Source organism: Rahnella selenatireducens (genome assembly GCF_046449555.1).
Taxonomy (GTDB): Bacteria; Pseudomonadota; Gammaproteobacteria; order Enterobacterales; family Enterobacteriaceae; genus Rahnella; species Rahnella selenatireducens.
Genome location: NZ_JBKEZJ010000004.1, coordinates 230,509 through 252,969 on the forward strand (window position 1 = coordinate 230,509; position 22,461 = coordinate 252,969).

19 protein-coding genes and 1 other annotated feature are annotated in these 22,461 nt (G+C 52.2%); of the genes, 12 read left to right on the forward strand and 7 right to left on the reverse strand.

Annotation, left to right across the window (positions count from 1 at the left end):
- Positions 1 to 173 precede the first annotated feature (173 nt).
- Positions 174 to 2,912, reverse strand: coding sequence for a cation-transporting P-type ATPase (locus ACLBVC_RS08835; RefSeq protein WP_410149296.1), 2,739 nt, complete (start codon positions 2,910 to 2,912; stop codon positions 174 to 176).
- 648 nt (positions 2,913 to 3,560) lie between these two features.
- On the opposite strand from ACLBVC_RS08835, the gene sltY reads away from it, so the two are divergent.
- Both sltY and trpR read left to right on the forward strand, forming a co-directional pair.
- A complete protein-coding gene (sltY, locus tag ACLBVC_RS08840) occupies positions 3,561 to 5,480 on the forward strand; it encodes a murein transglycosylase (protein ID WP_410149433.1) in 1,920 nt (639 codons plus the stop codon).
- A 56-nt stretch (positions 5,481 to 5,536) separates the two neighbouring features.
- Positions 5,537 to 5,872 (forward strand): trp operon repressor, encoded by a 336-nt coding sequence (gene trpR / locus ACLBVC_RS08845; protein WP_104923402.1) that lies wholly within the window; start codon positions 5,537 to 5,539, stop codon positions 5,870 to 5,872.
- A 36-nt stretch (positions 5,873 to 5,908) separates the two neighbouring features.
- Here the strand turns inward: trpR and yjjX are convergent, their stop codons facing one another.
- Complete coding sequence (gene yjjX, locus ACLBVC_RS08850) at positions 5,909 to 6,442, reverse strand: inosine/xanthosine triphosphatase (protein ID WP_410149297.1); 534 nt, start codon at positions 6,440 to 6,442, stop codon at positions 5,909 to 5,911.
- Between the two features lie 51 nt (positions 6,443 to 6,493).
- On the opposite strand from yjjX, the gene gpmB reads away from it, so the two are divergent.
- On the forward strand, positions 6,494 to 7,141 hold the full coding sequence (gene gpmB / locus ACLBVC_RS08855) for a 2,3-diphosphoglycerate-dependent phosphoglycerate mutase GpmB (RefSeq protein WP_410149298.1): 648 nt from the start codon (positions 6,494 to 6,496) through the stop codon (positions 7,139 to 7,141).
- A 12-nt stretch (positions 7,142 to 7,153) separates the two neighbouring features.
- Here gpmB and robA read toward each other — a convergent pair whose 3' ends face one another.
- The gene (gene robA, locus ACLBVC_RS08860) at positions 7,154 to 8,017 is read right to left on the reverse strand and encodes an MDR efflux pump AcrAB transcriptional activator RobA (protein ID WP_410149299.1); all 864 of its coding nucleotides are present in this window, start codon (positions 8,015 to 8,017) and stop codon (positions 7,154 to 7,156) included.
- 206 nt (positions 8,018 to 8,223) lie between these two features.
- Here robA and creA point away from each other — a divergent pair, with 206 nt between their 5' ends.
- On the forward strand, positions 8,224 to 8,706 hold the full coding sequence (creA, locus tag ACLBVC_RS08865; protein WP_410149434.1) for a protein CreA: 483 nt from the start codon (positions 8,224 to 8,226) through the stop codon (positions 8,704 to 8,706).
- Between the two features lie 103 nt (positions 8,707 to 8,809).
- Here the strand turns inward: creA and arcA are convergent, their stop codons facing one another.
- Entirely contained in the window at positions 8,810 to 9,526 is a 717-nt protein-coding gene (gene arcA / locus ACLBVC_RS08870; RefSeq protein WP_013577079.1) for a two-component system response regulator ArcA, read from the reverse strand.
- 665 nt (positions 9,527 to 10,191) lie between these two features.
- Here arcA and ACLBVC_RS08875 point away from each other — a divergent pair.
- The 5 genes from ACLBVC_RS08875 (at position 10,192) to thrC (ending at position 15,957) form a co-directional block, all read left to right on the forward strand.
- Complete coding sequence (locus tag ACLBVC_RS08875; RefSeq protein ID WP_410149300.1) at positions 10,192 to 10,878, forward strand: tRNA/rRNA methyltransferase; 687 nt, start codon at positions 10,192 to 10,194, stop codon at positions 10,876 to 10,878.
- Positions 10,879 to 11,094: 216 nt separating this feature from the next.
- Positions 11,095 to 11,163, forward strand: a complete 69-nt coding sequence (thrL, locus tag ACLBVC_RS08880) for a thr operon leader peptide (RefSeq protein WP_071823645.1) — start codon at positions 11,095 to 11,097, stop codon at positions 11,161 to 11,163.
- Positions 11,102 to 11,218, forward strand: a sequence feature (Thr leader region). Its footprint overlaps the gene before it by 62 nt.
- 34 nt (positions 11,219 to 11,252) lie before the next feature.
- The gene (gene thrA, locus ACLBVC_RS08885; RefSeq protein WP_410149301.1) at positions 11,253 to 13,712 is read left to right on the forward strand and encodes a bifunctional aspartate kinase/homoserine dehydrogenase I; all 2,460 of its coding nucleotides are present in this window, start codon (positions 11,253 to 11,255) and stop codon (positions 13,710 to 13,712) included.
- Between the two features lies 1 nt (position 13,713).
- The gene (thrB, locus tag ACLBVC_RS08890; RefSeq protein ID WP_410149302.1) at positions 13,714 to 14,643 is read left to right on the forward strand and encodes a homoserine kinase; all 930 of its coding nucleotides are present in this window, start codon (positions 13,714 to 13,716) and stop codon (positions 14,641 to 14,643) included.
- A 24-nt stretch (positions 14,644 to 14,667) separates the two neighbouring features.
- Positions 14,668 to 15,957: a threonine synthase gene (gene thrC / locus ACLBVC_RS08895; protein ID WP_195813688.1), complete on the forward strand. Its 1,290-nt coding sequence runs from the start codon at positions 14,668 to 14,670 to the stop codon at positions 15,955 to 15,957.
- A gap of 69 nt (positions 15,958 to 16,026) precedes the next feature.
- Here the strand turns inward: thrC and yaaA are convergent, their stop codons facing one another.
- Both yaaA and ACLBVC_RS08905 read right to left on the reverse strand, forming a co-directional pair.
- Positions 16,027 to 16,800, reverse strand: a complete 774-nt coding sequence (gene yaaA / locus ACLBVC_RS08900; protein WP_410149303.1) for a peroxide stress protein YaaA — start codon at positions 16,798 to 16,800, stop codon at positions 16,027 to 16,029.
- A 105-nt stretch (positions 16,801 to 16,905) separates the two neighbouring features.
- A complete protein-coding gene (locus tag ACLBVC_RS08905; protein ID WP_410149304.1) occupies positions 16,906 to 18,339 on the reverse strand; it encodes an alanine/glycine:cation symporter family protein in 1,434 nt (477 codons plus the stop codon).
- A gap of 275 nt (positions 18,340 to 18,614) precedes the next feature.
- Between ACLBVC_RS08905 and tal the strand changes: the two genes are divergently transcribed.
- From tal to ACLBVC_RS08920, 3 genes are all read left to right on the forward strand, one after another.
- The gene (gene tal / locus ACLBVC_RS08910) at positions 18,615 to 19,568 is read left to right on the forward strand and encodes a transaldolase (protein WP_152325183.1); all 954 of its coding nucleotides are present in this window, start codon (positions 18,615 to 18,617) and stop codon (positions 19,566 to 19,568) included.
- A gap of 125 nt (positions 19,569 to 19,693) precedes the next feature.
- Complete coding sequence (gene mog, locus ACLBVC_RS08915; RefSeq protein WP_410149305.1) at positions 19,694 to 20,281, forward strand: molybdopterin adenylyltransferase; 588 nt, start codon at positions 19,694 to 19,696, stop codon at positions 20,279 to 20,281.
- A gap of 129 nt (positions 20,282 to 20,410) precedes the next feature.
- A complete protein-coding gene (locus ACLBVC_RS08920; protein WP_410149306.1) occupies positions 20,411 to 21,733 on the forward strand; it encodes an MFS transporter in 1,323 nt (440 codons plus the stop codon).
- Between the two features lie 65 nt (positions 21,734 to 21,798).
- On the opposite strand, the gene satP is transcribed toward ACLBVC_RS08920, so the two are convergent.
- On the reverse strand, positions 21,799 to 22,398 hold the full coding sequence (satP, locus tag ACLBVC_RS08925; protein ID WP_410149307.1) for an acetate uptake transporter: 600 nt from the start codon (positions 22,396 to 22,398) through the stop codon (positions 21,799 to 21,801).
- Between the last annotated feature and the right edge of the window lie 63 nt (positions 22,399 to 22,461).

A 22,461-nucleotide genomic window follows, 5' to 3' on the forward strand; every position in this document is an offset into this window, starting at 1 on the left:
ACGAAGAGTAATAAGGCGGGGAGAGTTTGATGTAAATCAGCAGAACCGGCTTTGGGACGTTTTGTGAGATCTTTGAGACGAAATGAGGGCGATGCGCGTTAAAGTTTTAGAATTGTGATGTTTTTATTGAAAAAACCGGGCTACAGAAAGTAGCCCGGTAAGCGGCAAACTTGCTACCCTTTTTTACGAATGAAGCGGTTCACCAGCCATTTCTCGATTTCGACAATCACGAAGATCATTGCACCGACCAGCAGGGTAATGCCCCAGAATTTCAGCGGCAGCGGTACGGTGCCAAACAGGTGGTTCATCACTGGCAGATAAATCAGCGCCAATTGCAGGACCAGCAGTACGCCGGAGACAATCCACAGGCCTTTGTTGACGAACACTTCGCGGCTCAGCGGGAAGCGGTCCATCACGCGGCAGTTAAACATGTAAACCCACTGCGCGGTGACCAGCGTTTGCAGCAAAACGGTACGAATCAACTCACTGCTGTAGCCGAGCGGTTGCATCCAGGCTTCAAGAATGAAGGCGCTACAGGCAATCAGAATACCGACGAACGCGATACGCCAGACGGCATGCAGGTCTAAAACATGCTGGCCCGGCTCACGTGGACGACGGCGCATCATGCCTTTTTCAGCAGGCTCGAAGGCCAGACCGAATGACAGCGTGGTCGACGTCGCCATGTTCATCCACAAGATCTGCACCGGCGTCAGCGGGATCACCGCGCCGGCCAGAATCGCCAGGATAATCAGCAGCCCCTGCGCGAGGTTAGTCGGCAGAATAAACAGAATGGTTTTCTTCAGGTTGTCGTAAACACGACGGCCTTCTTTCACCGCGCTGGCGATGGTCGCGAAGTTGTCATCCGTCAGCACCATATCGGCAGCTTCTTTGGTCACTTCAGTGCCTTTGATGCCCATCGCGATGCCGACGTCAGCCTGTTTCAGCGCGGGCGCATCGTTCACGCCGTCGCCGGTCATGCCGACCACTTCACCGTTTTCCTGCAACGCTTTTACCAGACGCAACTTATGCTCCGGGCTGGTACGGGCGAAAATATCGAACTGGCTGGCAGCGATCGCCAGCTCCGCGTCGTCCATGTGCTCAAGCTCGTTACCGGTGATGGAATCCCCGCTGTTGCCAATACCTAACATTTTGCCGATGGCCATCGCCGTTTCCTGATGGTCACCGGTGATCATTTTCACGCGGATCCCGGCCTGCTGACATTGCGCAATCGCATCAATGGCTTCAGGGCGTGGCGGATCCATCATTCCTGCGATACCGGCGAAGACCAGGCCTTGCTGCAGATCGGCATGGCTCAGGTCACCGTTTATTTCCGGCTCATCCCTGAACGCGGCGGCAACCATACGCAGGCCCTGACGGGCGTAGCGTGCCATCTCTTCTTCCCAGTATTCGCGGCGGAAAGGCTGCACACCGTTTTCGGTCAGCTCAAATGTCGCCAGCGAGAACAGGACGTCTGGCGCACCGGTCACAAAGAGCTGTGTTTTGCCGTTTATGCGCTGCAACGTAGACATGTATTTGTGTTTGGAATCGAACGGGATTTTATCCAGAGATTCGACTTTACCGGTGTTCAGCGTGCATTTCGCCGCCAGCACTTTTAGCGCGCCGGAGGTTGGCCCGCCGGTAATGCCCCAGTGGCCTTTGTCGTCCTGAATCAGCTGACTGTCGTTACATATATCGACCGCCGTGATGAAGGTGTTCAGCACCGGCGTATTGATGACATCAATTTGTTGCTGCGTCGTGGCGTCTGTAATCCGGCCTCTCGGCTGGTAGCTTTCACCTTCCACGGTATAAGCGCGGTCTGCCAGAATCACCGCTTTAACGGTCATTTCATTCATGGTCAGCGTACCGGTTTTATCCGAGCAGATGACGGTCATTGAACCCAGCGTTTCAACGGTCGGTAGCTTACGGATAATCGCGTTATTACGCGCCATCGACTGAACGCCGAGAGACAAAATAATCGAGATGATGGCCGGTAAACCTTCCGGCACGGAGGCTACCGCGAGGCTTATCAGCGACAGCAACAGTTCGCTGAGCGGCATGTCGCGCAGGATAAAGGCGAAGACAAACAGGAACGCCATCATCAGCAGAATCAGGGCAAAAATGCCTTTACCCAGCTTGTCGATTTGCTGCAACAGCGGGGTGCGCTGCGGTTCAATCGACGACATCATCTGGTTGATATGGCCCAGTTCGGTGTCTTTACCAGTGGCATATACCACACCGGTGGCCGTACCGCCGCTGATCATCGTGCCCGAGAACAGCAGGTTGTGACGGTCGCCAATCATGACTTCATCGTCGATAGTACTGGCTGTTTTGGTGACGACGGTCGATTCGCCGGTCAGGATGGCTTCTTCAACCTGCAGGTTGTGTGCGCTGACGATACGCAGGTCTGCCGGGATTTTATCGCCGGGGCGAAGCTGAACGATATCGCCGGGAACCAGTTGATCGGCATTGATGGTCTGGATCTGTCCGTCGCGGATCACAACCGCCTGACTGGACAGCATATTCTGAATGCTTTTAAGCGATTTCTCGGCGCTATTTTCTTGCAGAAAACCGATCATGGCATTAATGACGGCAACGCCCAGGATCACCAGCGTATCTACCCAGTGGCCCATCGCACCGGTCACGACCGCAGCCGCCAGCAGGATATAAATCAGGACGTCATTGAAATGCGCGAGGAAGCGCATCAGGGCGCTTTTGGTTTGTTTTTCCGGTAAGGCATTCGGACCAAATTCTTTCAGGCGCTCAGCGGCAACCTGCGGATTCAGACCGGCTTCGCTGGTTTCCAGACGCGACATGGCGTCGTTACCACTAATCTGATACCAGTTTTTGTTTTCTGCCGCCGCTGAAGAAGAGGGGCTGGCATTGGTTTTGACAGATGATGATGAGTGAGTCATATACTTTTCCATAAGCGATGAATAAGAATGCTTGCACGTGATTAAATTAAGCGTGTAATTACTACGGGTATTCAAATCGGTTTGAGAATATGAAACGATAATAATCAATTACGCGAAAATAAAATTGATCTGAACCAATAAAGACTTTTATAACGATATAAATAATATAATTTTTCAATGAAAACATTGTGTTAATCAAGTTAGGAATATCGGTATTATTTACTACTCATTTAGGTTTTGTTTAGGGTTTAAATATCACGGTAAATTAGCGTAAATAAAGATAAGTTTTGTCAGCGTATTTATTCAGATTCTCATTGTAAGGGTGCTATCTATTTGGGTTCTCTCAAATACCCGGCCTTTATCGCGGTAATAATATCGGTATTTTCGCTTATTCACCTGCTACGTTGTGTTACGTAAAATAAGCGCGCGGTTCTCTGGTAACGGCTTTGCGCATGCCTCACACTGTGTAAAGTTTGTGATGCTGTTCCCGCATGACTTCAATTTTAAAAATGAATCGATTAGCGTAGTGACTGTCTACAGAACAAAGAACAGTTCTTACATCAAAAACAGCACGTCTGTAGGGCAATATCTGTGCAGCTGGCACAGCAGGAAAGACAACCCGTGAGGATAAAGGCAAGTATGGTCAAGGTGGACAAATGGCACGCTCTGGCAATGAGCGTAATGCTGGTGACGGCATCGGGTGTGGCGAAAGCGGATTCGCTGGATTCGCAACGTCAGCACTACATGCAGATTAAACAGGCGTGGGATAACAATCAGATGGATGTCGTTGGCCAGCTGATGCCCACGCTCGAAGACTATCCTCTTTATCCTTATCTCGAATACCGCCAGCTAACGCAGGATCTGGGTGAGGCGACACCGGCGCAGGTCAATGCCTTTGTAAAAGCGAACCCGACGCTGCCGCCCGCGCGTTCCCTGCCCGCACGCTTTGTGAATGAACTGGCGCGTCGTCAGGACTGGAACAGTTTGCTGTCTTTCAGCCCGCAGCCGCCTAAACCGGTCGCTGCCCGCTGTAACTATTACTATGCCAAATGGGCCACCGGCGATCAGAAAACCGCCTTTGATGGCGCGAAAGAAATCTGGCTAACTGGCACGTCGCTGCCCAATACCTGCGATAAATTATTCTCCGTCTGGCAGGGCGCAGGCAATCAGACGGCACTGACGACGCTGCAACGTATTGGTCTGGCGATGAAAACCGGGAATACCAGTCTGGTGAGTTATCTGGCGAAGCAGTTGCCGCCGGATTATCAGACCATGCGCGACGCGCTGGTTGACCTGCAAAACAACCCGAACACGATTGAAAGCTTTGCGCGCAACGTCGGGCCGACGGACTTCACCCGTAATGCCACCAGCATTACATTCGCCCGCATTGCCCGCGATGATTCGGAAAACGCGCGTTCGATGATCCCGGTTCTGGCCCGTTTGCAGAAGATGAGTGACAGCGATCGCCTTGAGCTGGAAGAAGCCGTTGCCTGGCGTTATATGGGCAGCGATGCCACGCCGGAACAGGCCGCATGGCGCGATAACGTGATTCTGCGCAGCCATTCCACCACACTGGTTGAACGTCGGATCCGCATGGCGCTGGCCGCCGGTGACCGTCAGAGCCTGAGTCAGTGGCTGGAACGTTTGCCTTCGGATGCTTTGCAGCAGGACGAATGGCAATACTGGCGTGCGTCGGTCATGATCGACAAAGGGCAACGTTCGCAGGGCGAAGCGATGCTGCGCACATTAATGCAAGGGCGCGGTTTCTATCCGATGGCGGCGGCGCAAAAGCTGAATGTTGCGTATTCGATGCAAATTTCTGTGGCGACAAAACCGGACGCCAGCATAGCGGCATTACCGGAAGTGGCCCGCGTACGTGAACTGATGTACTGGCAGATGGACAATCTGGCGCGCACCGAATGGAGCTATCTGGTGAGCAGCCGCAGTTCGGCGCAGCAATCCGCGCTGGCGCGTTATGCCTTCGAGCAAAAATGGCCGGATCTGAGCGTACAGGCCACGATAACCGGCAAGCTGTGGGATTATCTCGAAGAACGTTTCCCGCTGGCATGGCCGGATGAATTCCGCCGTGCGACCAACGATAAAGGCATCACCCAAAGCTACGCGATGGCGATTGCCCGTCAGGAAAGCGCATGGAATCCGAAAGCGCGTTCTCCGGTGGGCGCGGCGGGCCTGATGCAAGTTATGCCTGCGACGGCGCAGCATACGGTGGATATGTTCGGTTTGCAGGGTTACAGCAATCCGGCGCAGTTGCTGGATCCGCAGATGAATATCACCATCGGCACCAGCTATCTTGAATACGTCTACCAGATGTTTGGCCGCAACCGTATTTTATCCAGCGCCGCCTATAACGCCGGTCCGTCGCGGGTGAATACCTGGCTGGGAACCAGCGCGGGCAGGGTGGACTCCGTTGCATTTATCGAAAGTATCCCTTTCTCTGAAACGCGCCGATATGTTAAAAATGTGTTGGCTTATGATGCGTTTTATCGCTATTTTTTACATCAACCGGCCAAAATTTTGACGGATGCCGAATGGCAGAGGCGTTACTGATTTTCGGGCGTTTATGTTAAGCTGCTGTACTAGTTCAATAGTATGGCAGCCCCCACATGACGCAACGAACACTCACTGACCCTGCTCTTTCCCAACAAGGCAATGAGGACTGGCAGTGCTTTCTGGCACTGCTACAGCAATCTTTTGCTGAAAATCTGCATCAGGATTTGTTGCAACTGCTTCTGACGCCCGATGAACGTGCGGCGCTGGGAACGCGGGTGCGCATTATTCAGGAACTGATGCGGGGAGAAATGAGTCAACGGGAGCTGAAAAGCCAGCTGGGTGCCGGCATCGCGACGATAACCCGGGGTTCCAATGGCCTGAAAACGGCACCGGCGGAACTGAAGGAATGGTTGGGTGAGCAGTTACTGTCAGAAAAAACGGACGACTGATGCGTCCGTTTTCGTTTTAATTTCAGGTCTTAAAACTCAGTGCGTCTGCGCGCGAGTCTGATACACCGGATTATGGAACGGCGCTAGAGCCAGAACCAGCGCCTGATGATAAACACTGGTGCGCGTCAGTTTACCCGCCGTAAAAATGCCAATCGCGCCGCCTTTACGTTTAACTTCCGCAATACCGGTCAGCTTCTCCATCTCATCTCCCAATTCGCTGCCCTGATTGATTCCCTGTAAAATAATTTCAGGTAACATCAGGCTCGCAGAGCGGGATTCGCCTCGCTGGTGCATATTCTCAATCACCATCCAGGCGAACGTCATATTGTCTTCGATACCGGCTTCCACGCCGACCCAGAAGTCCGCTTCCGGGCGAACCTGACGCGCACCAATCACGCGATGACGCGCACCGGTACGGGTTTCATTACTGCCGATGGGCTGATTTGGAACACCACTATCGACGTCAACGCCTTCAATGTGAAACGCCTCTGCGCCGAAAATGTCTTCAAAAGCCATGGCGATAGCTTTGATCTTTGCCGGGTTAGTGGTTGCAGCGACAACATGGTACATAGAGTTCTGGCATCCTTTAGCAAATTTCACGCAGTATAACGGAAAACACACATGTTACAGGTATATCTCGTCCGTCACGGCGAAACAGAATGGAACGCAGCGCGTCGTATTCAGGGGCAGTCAGACAGCCCTCTGACGGCTAAAGGTCTTTATCAGGCCCGTCAGGTTGCTGAGCGCGTGCGTAACGAAGGGATCACTCACGTTATCACCAGTGATTTAGGGCGAACCCGTCACACGGCGCAGATTATCGCTGACGCCTGCGGCTGTGAAGTGATCAATGAGCCGCGTCTGCGCGAACTGCACATGGGCGTGCTGGAAGAACGTATTCTGGATGGCCTGACCGAACAGGAAGAAATCTGGCGTAAACAGATGGTCGATGGCTCGCCGCAAGGGCGCATTCCCGAAGGTGAAACCATGACGGAGCTGGCTTCGCGTATGCGTGCTGCGCTCGATCACTGCCTGCAACTGCCGCCGGGCAGCAAACCACTGCTGGTTAGCCACGGCATTGCGCTGGGGTGTCTGATCAGTACGATTTTGGGATTGCCGGCGTATGCAGAACGTCGTCTTCGCCTGCGAAACTGTTCGTTGTCGCGCGTGGATCATCAGCAAAGTGCGTGGCTGGCGAATGGCTGGATTGTGGAAACGGCGGGCGATGTATCACATCTGGATCTGCCCGCATTAGACGAGTTACAGCGCTAACACCAGAAGGTGTTAGCGGCGGATTGGGATCAGGTAATCACACTGTATTTCTGATGGCGCAGTGCCGGGAGCACGACCATTAGTGTAGAAGCGTTCGATATCCTGTCCCTTTCTGCGGGTCAATTTCAGCGTTGGAAGACAGGTGCTGTACAATGTCAGAATAAACTCCTGCAAATGCTCAGGCGTACCATTGTAGTGGAACATGGCATACTCACCTTCCTGCAACACAATCGGCTGACCTTCAACATTTTCAGGCAGATGCGCAGGCTCAAGCGCGGTCGTGTAAAGGACTTCCTGTTCGTCATCTTTTTCCTGGCTTGGACGTGAATGGTGCAGGCCATAGAGTATCGGTGGCAGCGTTTTCGCTTCACCAATATATTGACGCCAGAAATGGCGGCGCATTTCGTTACGGTACGTGGTGATTTGCTCCAGCGTACAGGCGTAACTTTGCGTCATGCCGATCAGATGCTGTTCAGGCAGGGCGATATATTCCGGCTGAGGCAGAATAAACGCACCCAGACGAATAGGCGGGCAGATCCCGAAGGAATGCCAGTCTTCAGCACGACGATACAGTGCCGGAGTTTGAGCAAATTGCTTTTTGAATGCCCGCGTAAACGTTTGTTGAGAGTCAAAACGGTACTGAAGGGCGATATCTAAAATGGGGCGACTGGTGAGGCGCAAAGCGACGGCGGCTTTAGAAAGACGGCGTGCGCGAATATAAGCACCGATTGCGTTGTTTGTGACATCTTTAAACATTCGCTGCAGGTGCCACTTGGAATAGCCGGCCTTGGCTGCGACATTGTCGAGTGACAAGGGCTGGTCTAAATGGGTTTCTAACCAGCTAAGAAGGTCACGAATGATTCCTGCTTGATCCATAGATCGTCCTCGTTGAGCTAAGATAATTCACAGAATGTTGCGCGCATAATAGCAACTTTTTACTGATAAGACTTCCTAAGAATTTTTTGGCTATCTGTGCTATTTGCAGGTGTTACAGAGTATTTCATTCAGAAACTGTGAATGCACGCTTTCCGAATGGGGTTTCTTTAGAAAACAACGTCATGCTCATGACGTGGAGTAACTTAATGAAAAAGTGTTGGATTTTTGTATTTGGGATGTTTGTTTTTTGTTCCGGGGCGGCGCATGCTGAGGAAGTCGGGTCGGTCGATACGGTTTTCAAATTGTTCGGACCGGACCATAAAATCGTCGTCGAGGCCTTTGATGATCCTGATATTAAAAATGTAACGTGTTATATCAGTCGCGCGAAAACCGGCGGGATTAAAGGCGGATTAGGGCTGGCAGAAGACACGTCCGATGCGGCGATTTCCTGCCAGCAGGTCGGCCCGATTGAACTGAGCGATAAGATTAAACAAGGCAAAGACAAGGGAACGGTGGTGTTTCAGAAACGGACGTCCCTGGTGTTTAAAAAGCTTCAGGTCGTGCGCTTCTACGATGAAAAACGCAATGCGCTTATCTATATGAGTTATTCAGATAAAGTGGTAGATGGGTCACCTAAAAATGCGCTGAGTGCTGTACCGATCATTCCGTGGGCGCATACGGCACCGTAAACTTTCTGCGGTCTGTCACGCGATCCCTAAAATAAAAGGCCAGCTTTCGCTGGCCTTTGACGTTTTGTTGCATCGTCTACAGAGCGGTTGGCAACCTTCTGTATTAGTCTTCCAGATCACCACAGAAACGGTAACCTTCGCCATGAATGGTCGCGATGATTTCCGGAGTATCTGGTGTCGCTTCGAAATGTTTACGAATGCGGCGGATAGTGACGTCAACCGTGCGGTCATGCGGCTTCAGCTCGCGACCGGTCATTTTCTTCAGCAGGTCGCCACGGGTTTGGATTTTGCCCGGGTTTTCGCAGAAGTGCAGCATCGCGCGGAATTCGCTACGCGGTAATTTGTATTGTTCGCCCTGCGGGCTGATCAGTGAACGGCTGTTGATGTCCAGTTCCCAACCATTGAATTTGTAGCTTTCGACCAGACGACGTTCTTCACCGGTCGTGCCCAGGTTCATCGTGCGGGATAACAGATTGCGTGCGCGGATAGTCAGCTCGCGCGGATTGAATGGCTTAGTGATGTAATCATCAGCGCCGATTTCCAGACCCAGGATTTTGTCGACTTCGTTGTCGCGGCCCGTCAGGAACATCAGTGCAACGCTGGCTTGTTCACGTAATTCGCGTGCCAGCAGCAGGCCATTTTTGCCTGGCAGGTTGATATCCATGATAACCAGATTGATGTCATTTTCGGACAGAATGTGGTGCATTTCAGCGCCATCATTGGCTTCATGTACCATGTAGCCTTCTGCTTCAAAAATGCTCTTTAACGTATTACGTGTCACTAACTCGTCTTCGACGATCAGAATGTGAGGGGTCTGCATGATTGCTACCTAAGATTGCCAACAAATAGAAAATAGGAGTACAGAAGTCCTTGTTATCCCAATGAATTTTGATGCCTTATTGGCCATCTCACTCGTTACATGACTAAAGTACGTAAACGCGTTCTCGATGCAATTTCCATCAACGGCAACAACATCGCAAGCTCGGTCAGGGATTCCACTTTCTGCAGTTCCACGGGGTCCTAAAGCGGCGAACATCCTAACCCTATTAACAGCAATATAACAGCGAGTGCCGAAATTACCACCCAACAAAATTACGGTTTGTTGACATATATCAAGTTCAATTGTAGCACGGTAACAGAACAGTGAAAAACACTTACAAGAATGCACGCTTGAGTCACATTTCGGCCTTTATTGTACACGATTCAGCAATTCATCTAGCAACGAAAGATAAATGCAAAATCTGCATGTGTCGTTATTATATATCCATATGAAAAATAATGATAAATTTTTCTTTAAAGTTCGCTTAACCGCGACAGCACCTTTTTTTCCTATCGGGTAAGCTTTTCCGATAAAATAAAAGAATATATTGAGCCGACTGTTAAGTTCTTGTGAAGAATATAAGCGATGAATAGTTTTGGGATCGGATAAAATTTCATCGCTGAAAAACGGGCGGCAATTTCATTCACTCTTTGCAGAGGCGCGACATGCAACTTCATATTATTTTAGTTTCTCCGGCCCGACCGGAAAATGTCGGCGCGGCTGCCCGAGCAATGAAAACGATGGGCTTCGCGTCATTGCGCATTGTCGACAGCGAGGCGCACCTTAAGCCGGAAGCTGGCTGGGTTGCGCACGGCTCGCAGGAGATCCTCCAAAATGCGCGGCATTTCAATACGCTCGCCGAAGCGCTGACCGACATTGATTTTACCGTCGCCACCACCGCACGTAGCCGCGCGCGTTTTCACTATTACTGCACGCCGCAGGAATTGCAGGTTCAGCTCGAAGAGAAGAGCGACTGGGTAAACCACGCGGCGCTGGTGTTCGGGCGCGAAGATTCCGGGCTGACGAATGAAGAGCTGGAACTTGCCGATGTTCTGACCGGCGTTCCGATGGTGGCGGATTACCCGTCGCTGAATCTGGGCCAGGCGGTGATGGTTTTCTGCTATCAGCTGTCGGCGCTGAATCAGGTGACGTCGGCGAAAGCGGAAAATGCGCAGGAAGGGCAGTTGTCTGCGCTGCGTGGCAGAGTGGATCGTTTACTGGAAAATGTCGGTGCCGGAGACGACCATAAACTGTCCGACTGGTTGCATCAGAGGCTCGGTCTTTTGCAGAAGCGTGACGCCGCAATGCTACATACTTTGCTGCATGACATCGAAAAAAAGCTGACCCAATGATCTGACGGGAATATCCGCTTCACTGGTATGATCTTCGGTGTGAAGGAAACAGACCTGCGGATAACACTGGAAATGTTTTTAAAGGCAGCTCATTATCCATTTAATTCTGTCCGTGATTAACCGGGCAAAAACAGAAAAAAATTGACTTATTGTGCCTTATGCTTTAGCTAATAGAGGCAGACAGAGTACAAACCTAAAGACAGACAGAAAAATAAAATGCGAATCATCAGCCTGAACACAACAATTATTACCACCACCGATACCACAGGTAACGGGGCGGGCTGACGCGTACAGGAAAAAGAAAAAAAGCCCGCACCTAAACAGTGCGGGCTTTTTTTTTACATTTAAACGAGAGCTTCAGGAGAGAACCAGAAATGCGAGTGTTGAAATTTGGCGGGACCTCGGTAGCAAACGCAGAACGCTTCTTGCGGGTTGCGGACATTATGGAAAGCAATGCGCGTCAGGGACAGGTCGCGACGGTATTATCCGCGCCTGCCAAAATTACCAACTATCTGGTTGCCATGATTGAACGGACTGTCGCCGGACAGGACATCAAGACCATCATGAGCGACGCAGAAAACATTTTTGGTCAGCTGATTACCGGTCTGGCGGCACAACAGCCGGGCTTTGATTTGCCGAAAGTGAAAGCTTTTGTCGATCAGGAATTCGCACAGCTTAAACAGTTGCTGCACGGCATCGCGCTGCTGGGGCAATGCCCGGACAGCGTGAACGCCTCAATCATCTGTCGTGGCGAAAAGCTCTCTATCGCCATTATGGAAGCCGTTTTCCTCGCGAAAGGGTTTGGCGTCACCGTCATTAACCCGGTCGAAAAGCTGCTGGCTCAGGGCCACTATCTTGAATCCACTGTCGATATCAACGAATCCACCCGCCGTATTGCCGCCAGCGCCATTCCTGCCGATCACATTGTGCTGATGGCCGGTTTCACCGCGGGCAACGAGAAGGGTGAACTGGTTGTGCTGGGGCGTAACGGCTCCGACTATTCTGCGGCCGTGCTGGCAGCGTGCTTACGCGCTGATTGCTGCGAGATCTGGACTGACGTCGACGGCGTCTATACCTGTGACCCGCGTACTGTGCCTGATGCCCGTTTGCTGAAATCAATGTCGTATCAGGAAGCGATGGAGTTGTCGTACTTCGGCGCGAAAGTGCTTCACCCGCGCACCATCCTGCCGATTGCTCAGTTCCAGATCCCTTGCCTGATTAAAAACACCACGAACCCGCAGGCGCCGGGCACTCTGATTGGCAGCGAAAGCCTCGGCGACAATACGCCGGTCAAAGGCATCACCAACCTGAATAATATGGCGATGATCAACGTCTCCGGTCCGGGGATGAAAGGGATGATCGGCATGGCGGCGCGCGTTTTTGCCGTGATGTCGCGTTCCGGGATTTCCGTTGTGCTGATCACCCAGTCTTCGTCTGAATACAGCATCAGCTTCTGCGTGCCGCAAAGTGAGCTGGTTCGCGCACGTAAGGCGCTGGAAGATGAGTTCTATCTTGAGCTGAAAGATGGCCTGCTTGAGCCGCTGGACGTCATGGAAAAACTGGCCGTAATTTCTGTGGTCGGCGACGGCATGCGTACACTGCGCGGCATTTCGGCGAAATTCTTCTCCGCACTGGCGCGTGCCAATATCAATATCGTCGCCATCGCGCAGGGTTCTTCTGAGCGTTCCATTTCCGTTGTGGTGAATAACGACGATGCCACTACTGGTGTCCGCGTGAGCCACCAGATGTTGTTCAACACCGATCAGGTTATCGAAGTCTTTCTGATTGGCGTCGGCGGTGTCGGCGGGGCGTTGATCGAACAGATCCGCCGTCAGCAGGCCTGGCTGAAAACCAAACATATCGATCTGCGCGTTTGCGGCATCGCCAATTCCCGCGCGTTGCTTACCAACGTTCACGGCATTCCGTTGGATTCCTGGCAGGACGAACTGGGCGCGGCGAAAGAACCTCTGAATCTGGGCCGTCTGATCCGGCTGGTGAAGGAATACCATCTGCTGAACCCGGTGATTGTTGACTGTACGTCCAGCCAGGAAGTGGCGGACCAATATGCCGATTTCCTGGCTGACGGTTTCCACGTCGTCACGCCGAACAAAAAGGCCAATACCTCATCGATGAATTATTACCATCAGCTGCGTAAAGCGGCAGATGGTTCACGTCGCAAATTCCTGTACGACACCAACGTCGGCGCCGGTTTGCCGGTTATCGAGAACCTGCAAAACCTGCTGAATGCGGGCGATGAACTGCTGCGTTTCTCCGGGATCCTCTCCGGATCGCTGTCCTTCATTTTCGGTAAGCTGGACGAAGGCATGTCACTGTCTGCCGCCACCTTGCAGGCGCGCGATATGGGCTACACCGAGCCGGATCCGCGTGACGATTTGTCGGGGATGGACGTCGCCCGTAAGTTGCTTATTCTGGCGCGTGAAGCCGGTTATAAGCTGGAATTGTCGGATATCGACGTGGAATCTGTTTTGCCTGCATCCTTTGATTCCTCAGGCAACGTGAATGAGTTTGTGTCACGACTGCCGGAACTGGATGCCGAATTTGCTCGGCGCGTTGCAGATGCAACAGCAGCAGGTAAAGTATTGCGCTACGTCGGCGCTATCGAAGAAGGGCGTTGCAAGGTAAAAATCGACGCCGTCGATGGTAATGACCCGCTTTATAAAGTAAAAAATGGTGAGAATGCGCTGGCGTTTTACAGCCGCTATTATCAGCCGTTACCGCTGGTGTTACGCGGTTATGGTGCCGGTAATGATGTGACGGCGGCGGGTGTGTTTGCCGATCTTTTGAGAACGCTGTCATGGAAGTTAGGAGTTTAATATGGTTAAGGTGTATGCCCCGGCTTCAATTGGAAACGTCAGCGTAGGTTTCGACGTTCTGGGCGCAGCAGTGTCTCCGGTAGATGGCACGCTTCTGGGGGATTGCGTATCAGTAGAAGCTGCCACAACATTCAGCCTGAAAAACGAAGGCAAGTTTGTTTCCAAACTGCCTGACCGGATGGAAGACAACATCGTTTATCACTGCTGGCAGCGTTTTTGTCAGGAAATCGGCAAAGATGTGCCGGTGTCCATGACGCTTGAAAAAAATATGCCGATCGGTTCCGGGCTGGGTTCAAGCGCTTGTTCGGTGGTTGCCGGTCTGATGGCAATGAACGAATTCTGCGGCAAGCCGCTCAGCGACAACAAAATGCTGGAGCTGATGGGCGAGCTGGAAGGGCGGATTTCCGGCAGTGTGCATTTTGATAACGTCGCACCATGCTATCTGGGCGGTATCCAGCTGATGCTCGAGGAGCTGGATATCATCAGCCAGAATGTGCCAAGTTTTGACGACTGGCTGTGGGTGATGGCGTATCCCGGCATCAAAGTCTCGACGGCGGAAGCGCGTGCGATTTTACCTGCGCAGTATCGCCGCCAGGATTGCATCAGCCACGGGCGTTATCTGGCGGGCTTTATTCATGCGTGCCATACACAGCAACCGGCGCTGGCCGCGAAGCTGATGAAAGATGTGATCGCCGAACCTTACCGTACACGTCTTCTGCCGGGTTTTGCCGAAGCACGCAGCGCGGCCGAAGAAATCGGTGCGCTGGCTTGCGGGATTTCCGGTTCCGGCCCGACGCTGTTTGCCGTCTGCAATGACAGCGCAACGGCGAAACGTATGGCTGACTGGTTGCAGACGCACTATCTGCAAAATGACGAAGGCTTTGTTCATATTTGTCGTCTGGATACCGCTGGCGCGCGGGTATTGAGATAACTCGATAATCGACTGGGATAACTAATGAAACTGTACAACCTGAAGGATCACAACGAGCAAGTAAGTTTTGCGCAGGCCGTCAAACAAGGTCTGGGCAAACAACAGGGATTATTCTTCCCGCTCGACCTGCCGGAGTTTGAGCTGACTGAAATTGACCGCCTGCTGGATCTGGATTTCGTCACCCGCAGCACGCGCATTCTTTCTGCTTTCATCGGCGATGAAATTCCTGAAGATGAATTGCATCAGCGCGTGAAAAACGCGTTTGCCTTCCCGGCGCCGGTCGCAAAAGTGGAAGACGATATTGCCTGTCTGGAGCTGTTCCACGGCCCGACCCTGGCATTCAAAGATTTCGGTGGCCGCTTTATGGCGCAGATCCTGACTCAGGTATCAGGCGACCAGCCGGTCACGATCCTGACCGCAACATCCGGTGATACCGGTGCTGCTGTGGCGCACGCTTTCCACGGTCTGAAAAATGTTCGTGTAGTGATTTTGTATCCGCGCGGCAAAATCAGCCCGCTTCAGGAAAAACTGTTCTGTACTCTCGGTGGCAATATTCACACCGTGGCTATCGATGGCGATTTCGATGCCTGTCAGGCGCTGGTCAAACAGGCGTTTGATGATGAAGAACTGAAACATGCGCTGAAGCTGAACTCCGCGAACTCCATCAACATCAGCCGTCTGCTGGCGCAGATTTGCTATTACTTTGAAGCCGTGGCGCAACTGCCGCAGGAAGCCCGCAATCAGCTGGTCGTTTCTGTGCCAAGCGGTAACTTTGGTGACCTGACCGCCGGTTTGCTGGCGAAATCTCTCGGTCTGCCGGTGAAGCGTTTCATCGCTGCCACCAACGCCAATGACACCGTGCCGCGTTTCCTGAGCAATGGCGAATGGGAACCGAAGAAAACCGTTGCGACATTGTCGAACGCCATGGACGTCAGCCAGCCTAACAACTGGCCGCGTGTTGAAGAACTGTATCGCCGTAAAATCTGGCAGCTGAAAGATCTCGGTTTTGGTGCGGTCAGCGATGACACCACGGAAGACGCGATGCGCGAGCTGGCGAATATCGGTTACATCTCTGAACCGCATGCCGCGATTGCTTACCGCGTTCTGCGTGACCAGTTGCAACCGGGCGAATTCGGTCTTTTCATCGGCACGGCGCATCCGGCGAAGTTCAAAGAAAGCGTGGAAGCGATTTTGGATCAGGATATCGGCTTGCCGAAAGAACTGGCGGATCGCGCTGACCTGCCACTGTTGTCGCACAATCTGCCGGCAGACTTCAGCGAAATGCGCGCATTCCTGATGGCATTGCCTGAATAGAGTCTGCGGCATTCTGAAATGCAAAAAGCCCTCTTCGTGAGGGCTTTTTTACAGACTCAGAAAGGGAAATCAGCGTTCAGGGCGGGTAAAGACCAGCTCGTTGCCCTGCGAACGTGATTCGTCAAAGGCATAACCTTCCAGATTGAAATCCTGCAATTGTTTCGCCTTATCCAGACGTTCTTTGATGATAAAGCGGCTCATCAGCCCGCGCGCTTTCTTCGCGTAGAAGCTGATGACTTTGTATTTGCCATTTTTCTCATCAAGGAAAACAGGTTTGATGATTTCGCCATCCAGCAGTTTAGGTTTTACCGCTTTGAAATATTCGTCGGACGCCAGATTCACCAGCACCTTGCTTTTCTGTTCGCTCAGCAGATGGTTGAGTTTTTCGGTCAGCAACTCGCCCCAGAAGGCATAAAGATTGGCACCCTGCGGATTTTCCAGGCGGATACCCATTTCCAGGCGATACGGCATCATCAGATCCAGCGGACGAAGAAGTCCGTACAAACCCGATAATATCCGCAGATGTTTCTGGGCAAAATCGAAATCTTTTTCGCTGAAGTCGTCGGCTTGTAAGCCGGTATAAACGTCACCTTTGAACGCCAGTAATGCCTGACGTGCATTTTCCGGCGTGAAATCCGGCTGCCAGTCATTGAAGCGCTCGGCGTTCAGATGGGCCAGTTTATCGCTGATCCCCATCAGTGAAGAGATCTGCGCAGGCGACATTTTACGCGCCACGGTGATCAGTTGAGCCGATTTATCCAGCAACTCAGGTTGGGTATAGCGCGTTGTCGCAAGCGGGCTTTCGTAATCGAGCGTTTTGGCAGGTGAAATAATAGTCAGCATAGTCTCGTCCGTTGGTCAGTGACGCTTCAAATTTGGGATTTTTTCGTTGTACCACTGTAGCAAAAAAGGGGCTGCGGGGGAGCCATGATATCGATAGGTAAAAGCTTATCTGTCTGCGCCGTGACGGTTTTTGTCCCAAATTCCCGGTTCCAACTGGCCTCGCAATTCCGGGAAATGGTCGGGATTAAACACCGGTATTTTCCCCATTTGCTGCTGGCGCTCATAGTCTTTCACCACTTTGACCGCCACGCCTGAAAGCAGCAGCAATGCGGTCAGGTTCAGTATCGCCATCAACGCCATAAAGATATCCGCCAGTTTCCAGACGATATGCAGTTCCATGAGACAGCCGCAGAACACCATCCCGATGACCATCAGGCGAAAAATCAGTAATTTATACGGTGCGGAGCTGTGAACGAAACTCAGGTTATTTTCGGCATAAGCGTAGTTGCCTGAGATTGACGTAAAGGCGAAGGAAAATACCAGCACGGCCAGCGCGATATGGCTCCAACCGCCCGTCGCAGGCGTGATGGCTTGCTGCAATAAGCGGATACCAAATGGCGCGTCCGGATGATCAAGCACGCCGGAGGTCAGCACAATCAGCGCCGTGGCGGTGCAAATCACCACGGTATCGATAAAGACGGCAAACATCTGGTTGAAACCCATGGTGGCGGGGTGGCTGACCGACGCCATCGCCGCCGCATTTGGTGAGGAACCGACACCCGCTTCACTGGCAAAAACGCCGCGCTGCATTCCCTGAGTGATGGCCTGCGTGATGCCATAAGCCACCGCGCCGGAGGCGGCTTCCTGCAGGCCGAAAGCACTTTTGAAGACCAGTGCGATCACCTGCGGCAATTTCTCTATGTTATGGCCGATGACCCAGACCGCCAGCAGCAGGTACAGAAAAGCCATCAGCGGAACCAGCCATTTTGAAAGCCAGATAACAGAGCGGATGCCGCCAAAAATCATTACGGCGGTCAGTGTGGCCAAAATACTGGCGGTGGTGAGAGGGGAAACATGCAGCAAATGATAAGAGGCCTGCGCAATGGAATTGGCCTGTAACGCACTGAAAATAAAGCCGCAGGAGATAACCATCAGAAAGGAAAACAGAATGCCCATCCAGCGCATGCCCAATCCTTTCTCCATGTAGTCCGCCGGGCCGCCGCGAAATTTACCGCGTTCGCCCACGCCTTTGTATATCTGCGCCAGCGTGTTCTCAATCAGCGCTGTCGCCATGCTGAAAACCGCAATGACCCACATCCAGAAAATTGCGCCTGGCCCGCCGAGGGTTATGGCTATCGCGACGCCGGTCAGGTTACCGGTACCAATACGTGAGGATAAACTGAGGCACAGCGTGCCCCAGCCTGACATTCCCCGCGCATCGCGGCCAGACTTAAAGAGGGCAGGGGAGAACAGATGCCTGAAACGGCGAAACTGGATGAAACTCAGGCGAATGGTGAGGTAAATGCCAGTGCCAAACAGCAGGTAAATCAGGATGGAACTCCAGAGAATGGTGTCAAAAAAATCCAGCAGATCATTCATGAATTATCCTTGGTTGATTAACCCTTCATTTTTTTAGTTGTTCGCGCAGAGGGCTATGACCACTTTGGTTGGCTAACATACCTTTTTTCTTGAAACGGGGACATATGCGAATTGGCTGATTTTGTGTGTTTTGGAAGGTGAGAAATCCATAGATGTTCGTAGCCGAGCATGCCGCGATAAGCGCCTTGCGCGTGGCTTTTTGCATGTTATCATCAGCCAAAGGCAAGGCATGAAAATGCCTATACGAAAACGTCCAAACGATGAGATATGCCAAAATGACCGATAAACTGACTTCCCTACGCCAAATGACTCAGGTTGTTGCTGACACCGGAGATATCGCGGCAATGAAGTTGTACCAGCCGCAGGATGCGACCACTAACCCGTCACTGATCCTCAGCGCTGCGCAAATTCCTGAATACCGTAAACTGATCGACGAAGCAATCGCCTGGGCACGTGACCAGAGCAGCGATCACGATCAGCAGATTACTGATGCAGCTGACAAACTGGCAGTGAACATCGGTCTGGAAATCCTGAAATTGGTCCCGGGCCGTATTTCGACTGAAGTTGACGCACGTCTGTCTTACGACACAGACGCGAGCGTGGCGAAAGCGAAACGCCTGATCAAACTCTACAACGATGCGGGCATCAGTAACGACCGTATCCTGATCAAACTGGCTTCTACCTGGCAGGGTATCCGCGCAGCGGAAAAACTGGAAAAAGAAGGCATCAACTGTAACCTGACGCTGCTGTTCTCCTTCGCTCAGGCGCGTGCATGTGCAGAAGCCGGTGTGTTCCTGATTTCTCCATTCGTTGGCCGTATCCTCGACTGGTACAAAGCCAATGGCGACAAAAAAGAGTTCGCACCGAATGAAGATCCGGGCGTTGTGTCCGTGACCGAAATCTACGAATACTACAAACAACACGGCTACGAAACTGTCGTGATGGGCGCAAGCTTCCGTAACATTGGCGAAATCATCGAACTGGCTGGCTGTGACCGTCTGACCATCGCACCTGCACTTCTGAAAGAGCTGGCAGAAAGCGAAGGTCCGCTGGAACGCAAATTGTCCTTCTCCGGCGAAACCAAACCACGTCCTGCGCCACTGACTGAAGCTCAGTTCTACTGGGACCACAACCAGGATCCAATGGCGATCGACAAACTGGCAGATGGCATCCGTAAGTTTGCAATCGATCAGGGCAAACTGGAAAAAATGATTTCTGACCTGCTGTAATCAGCGCTCAGCTTTCGACAAAAAGCGGCTAATCAGCCGCTTTTTTTGTGCCTGCGATAAAACCCCCGCGCCGTTATCGATATAATGAGGCTTATTGAAAGCAGATATTGTCACGGAGAAATGGCATGGATAAATTGCGAATTGGTCTGGTATCAGTGTCAGACCGTGCGTCGGGTGGGGTGTATCAGGACAAAGGTATTCCGGCGCTGGAAGAATGGCTGGAGAAAGCGCTCCTCACGCCCTTCAAGTTGGAAACCCGGCTTATTCCGGATGAACAACCTCTGATTGAACAGGCGATCAGCGAGCTGGTCGATGAAAGCGGTTGTCATCTGGTGCTGACCACTGGCGGAACCGGCCCGGCGCGTCGTGATGTGACACCGGACGCCACGCTGGCGATCGCCGATCGTGAGATGCCGGGTTTTGGTGAACAGATGCGTCAGATCAGCCTGCACTTTGTCCCGACGGCAATTTTATCGCGTCAGGTCGGCGTGATCCGCAAACAGGCGCTGATCCTCAACTTACCAGGCCAGCCCAAATCCATTCAGGAAACGCTGGAAGGTCTGAAAGACGCGGAGGGCAAAGTGATCGTTTCCGGTATTTTCGCCAGCGTGCCTTACTGCATCCAGTTGCTCGACGGGCCGTATATTGAAACGCACGACCATGTTGTAGCAGCTTTTCGTCCAAAAAGTGCCCGCCGCGACACAAAAAACTGAATACGCTGAGTTTTTGAAATAAGATTCAGGCGCTCTGGTGTGAAAAATATTTGCCGCTATAGTAATAATTACTTTACAGAAAGCGGCAAAAACCGTTTCCATTTTCACTCTGGCGTCACACGGACTCTTATGCAACACGCACAATCGCGCCGGTTGGACCGGCAGGACTTCAAAACGCTTTCCCTGGCTGCGCTGGGCGGTGCCCTCGAATTCTACGATTTCATCATTTTCGTCTTTTTCGCTGCGGTTATTGGCGATCTTTTCTTCCCGGCTGATATGCCCGACTGGTTGCGTCAGGTGCAGACGTTCGGCATTTTTGCCGCCGGGTATCTGGCGCGTCCGCTGGGCGGCATTATCATGGCGCACTTTGGAGATCTTGTTGGCCGCAAACGGATGTTCAGCCTGAGTATTCTGCTGATGGCGTTACCGACGCTGGCGATGGGGCTCCTGCCGACCTATTCCTCGATTGGTATTGCCGCACCGTTATTGCTTTTACTGATGCGTATTTTGCAGGGCGCAGCGATCGGCGGCGAAGTGCCGGGAGCCTGGGTTTTTGTGGCGGAACACGTTCCGCGTAACCGCATTGGTTTTGCCTGCGGAACGCTGACTGCCGGGCTGACAATGGGTATCCTGCTGGGTTCTCTTGTGGCAACTTTACTGAACACCAGTATGACATCCGCTACGATCAGCCAATATGGCTGGCGCATTCCGTTCTTTATCGGCGGAGTTTTCGGGTTAATCGCCCTGTATCTGCGCCGCTGGTTGCAGGAAACGCCAGTCTTTATCGAGATGAAAGCCCACAAAGCGCTGGCAGAAGAATTGCCGCTGAAGGCCGTTGTCGCCAATCATAAAAAAGAAATCGTGGTGTCGATGCTGATGACCTGGCTGTTGTCCGCGGGGATCGTAGTCGTCATTCTGATGACACCGACGTGGCTGCAAAAACAGTTTGGCATTCCGGCTGCAGCGGCTTTGCAGGCAAACTGCCTCGCCACCGTTGCGCTGATGTTTGGCTGCATTATTTCGGGCAGCTTTGTGGATCGTCTGGGTGCCAGTAAGACATTTATTATCGGCAGCCTGTTCCTCGGTATTTGCAGCTGGTCTTTCTATCACATGGTTGCAGCTGATCCGTCTGTACTGATGGTGATGTACGCGCTGGCAGGTTTAAGCGTGGGTGTGGTTGGCGCGGTGCCGTATGTGATGGTGCGGGCATTCCCGGCCGAAGTACGCTTTACCGGGATTTCTTTCTCTTACAATGTGGCTTACGCCATTTTTGGTGGCCTGACGCCGGTGTTCGTGACGCTTATCATGCGTCTGACACCAATGGCACCGGCATATTATGTGCTGGCATTGTCGGTGATTGGTTTACTGACCGGTGTCTATCTCAGTCGTGATCTGAACAGTGAAACCGCCCGCGAAGCTGAATTTGCAGAGCGCGCCGCTTCCGGCCAGTAAGTTTCCGTTTCTTACATCAAAAAAAGCCCCGGATGAACGGGGCTTTTTGTCTGAAACGCTGTGCGTTATGCTGTCACCGCATTCACATCGCGAGCGTGGCTTTTCGGTTCGCCAATCGGCAAAACGGAGCGGCCATACTGTTCATTCAGCACTTCGGCCATCGCCAGATAAATCGCGCTGGCGCCACAGAAGATACCTTCAAAGCCTGCAAAATGCAGAACTGCCGTATTGCCGGTCATGTTGCCGAAACACAGCAGGGCAAACAAAATGGTCAGGCTGCCGAAAACGACCTGTAAACCACGGTTTGCTTTCAACGTGCCAAAAAACATGAAGAGAGTGAACACGCCCCAGATACCCAGATAAGCGCCCAGAAAACTTTCGCTGCTGGCATCGGCCATGCCCATGCGTGGCAGCATCAGAATACCGACCAGGCTCAGCCAGAACGCACCGTAGGAGGTGAACGCCGTGGTACCGAAGGTATTCCCTTTTTTAAATTCCATCATCCCTGCAAGAATTTGAATCAAACCACCATAAAAAATGCCCATGCTGACAATAACAGCGGTCAGCGGGAAAAAGCCTGCGTTGTGTAAATTCAATAAGATAGTAGTCATACCAAATCCCATTAACCCGAGCGGGCCTGGATTTGCCAACGTTTTGGTCTGCATAGATCCTCTGTATCAGAATTATTATTAATTGATAATCGGGGGAAGAAACGCTTGGGAAATGGG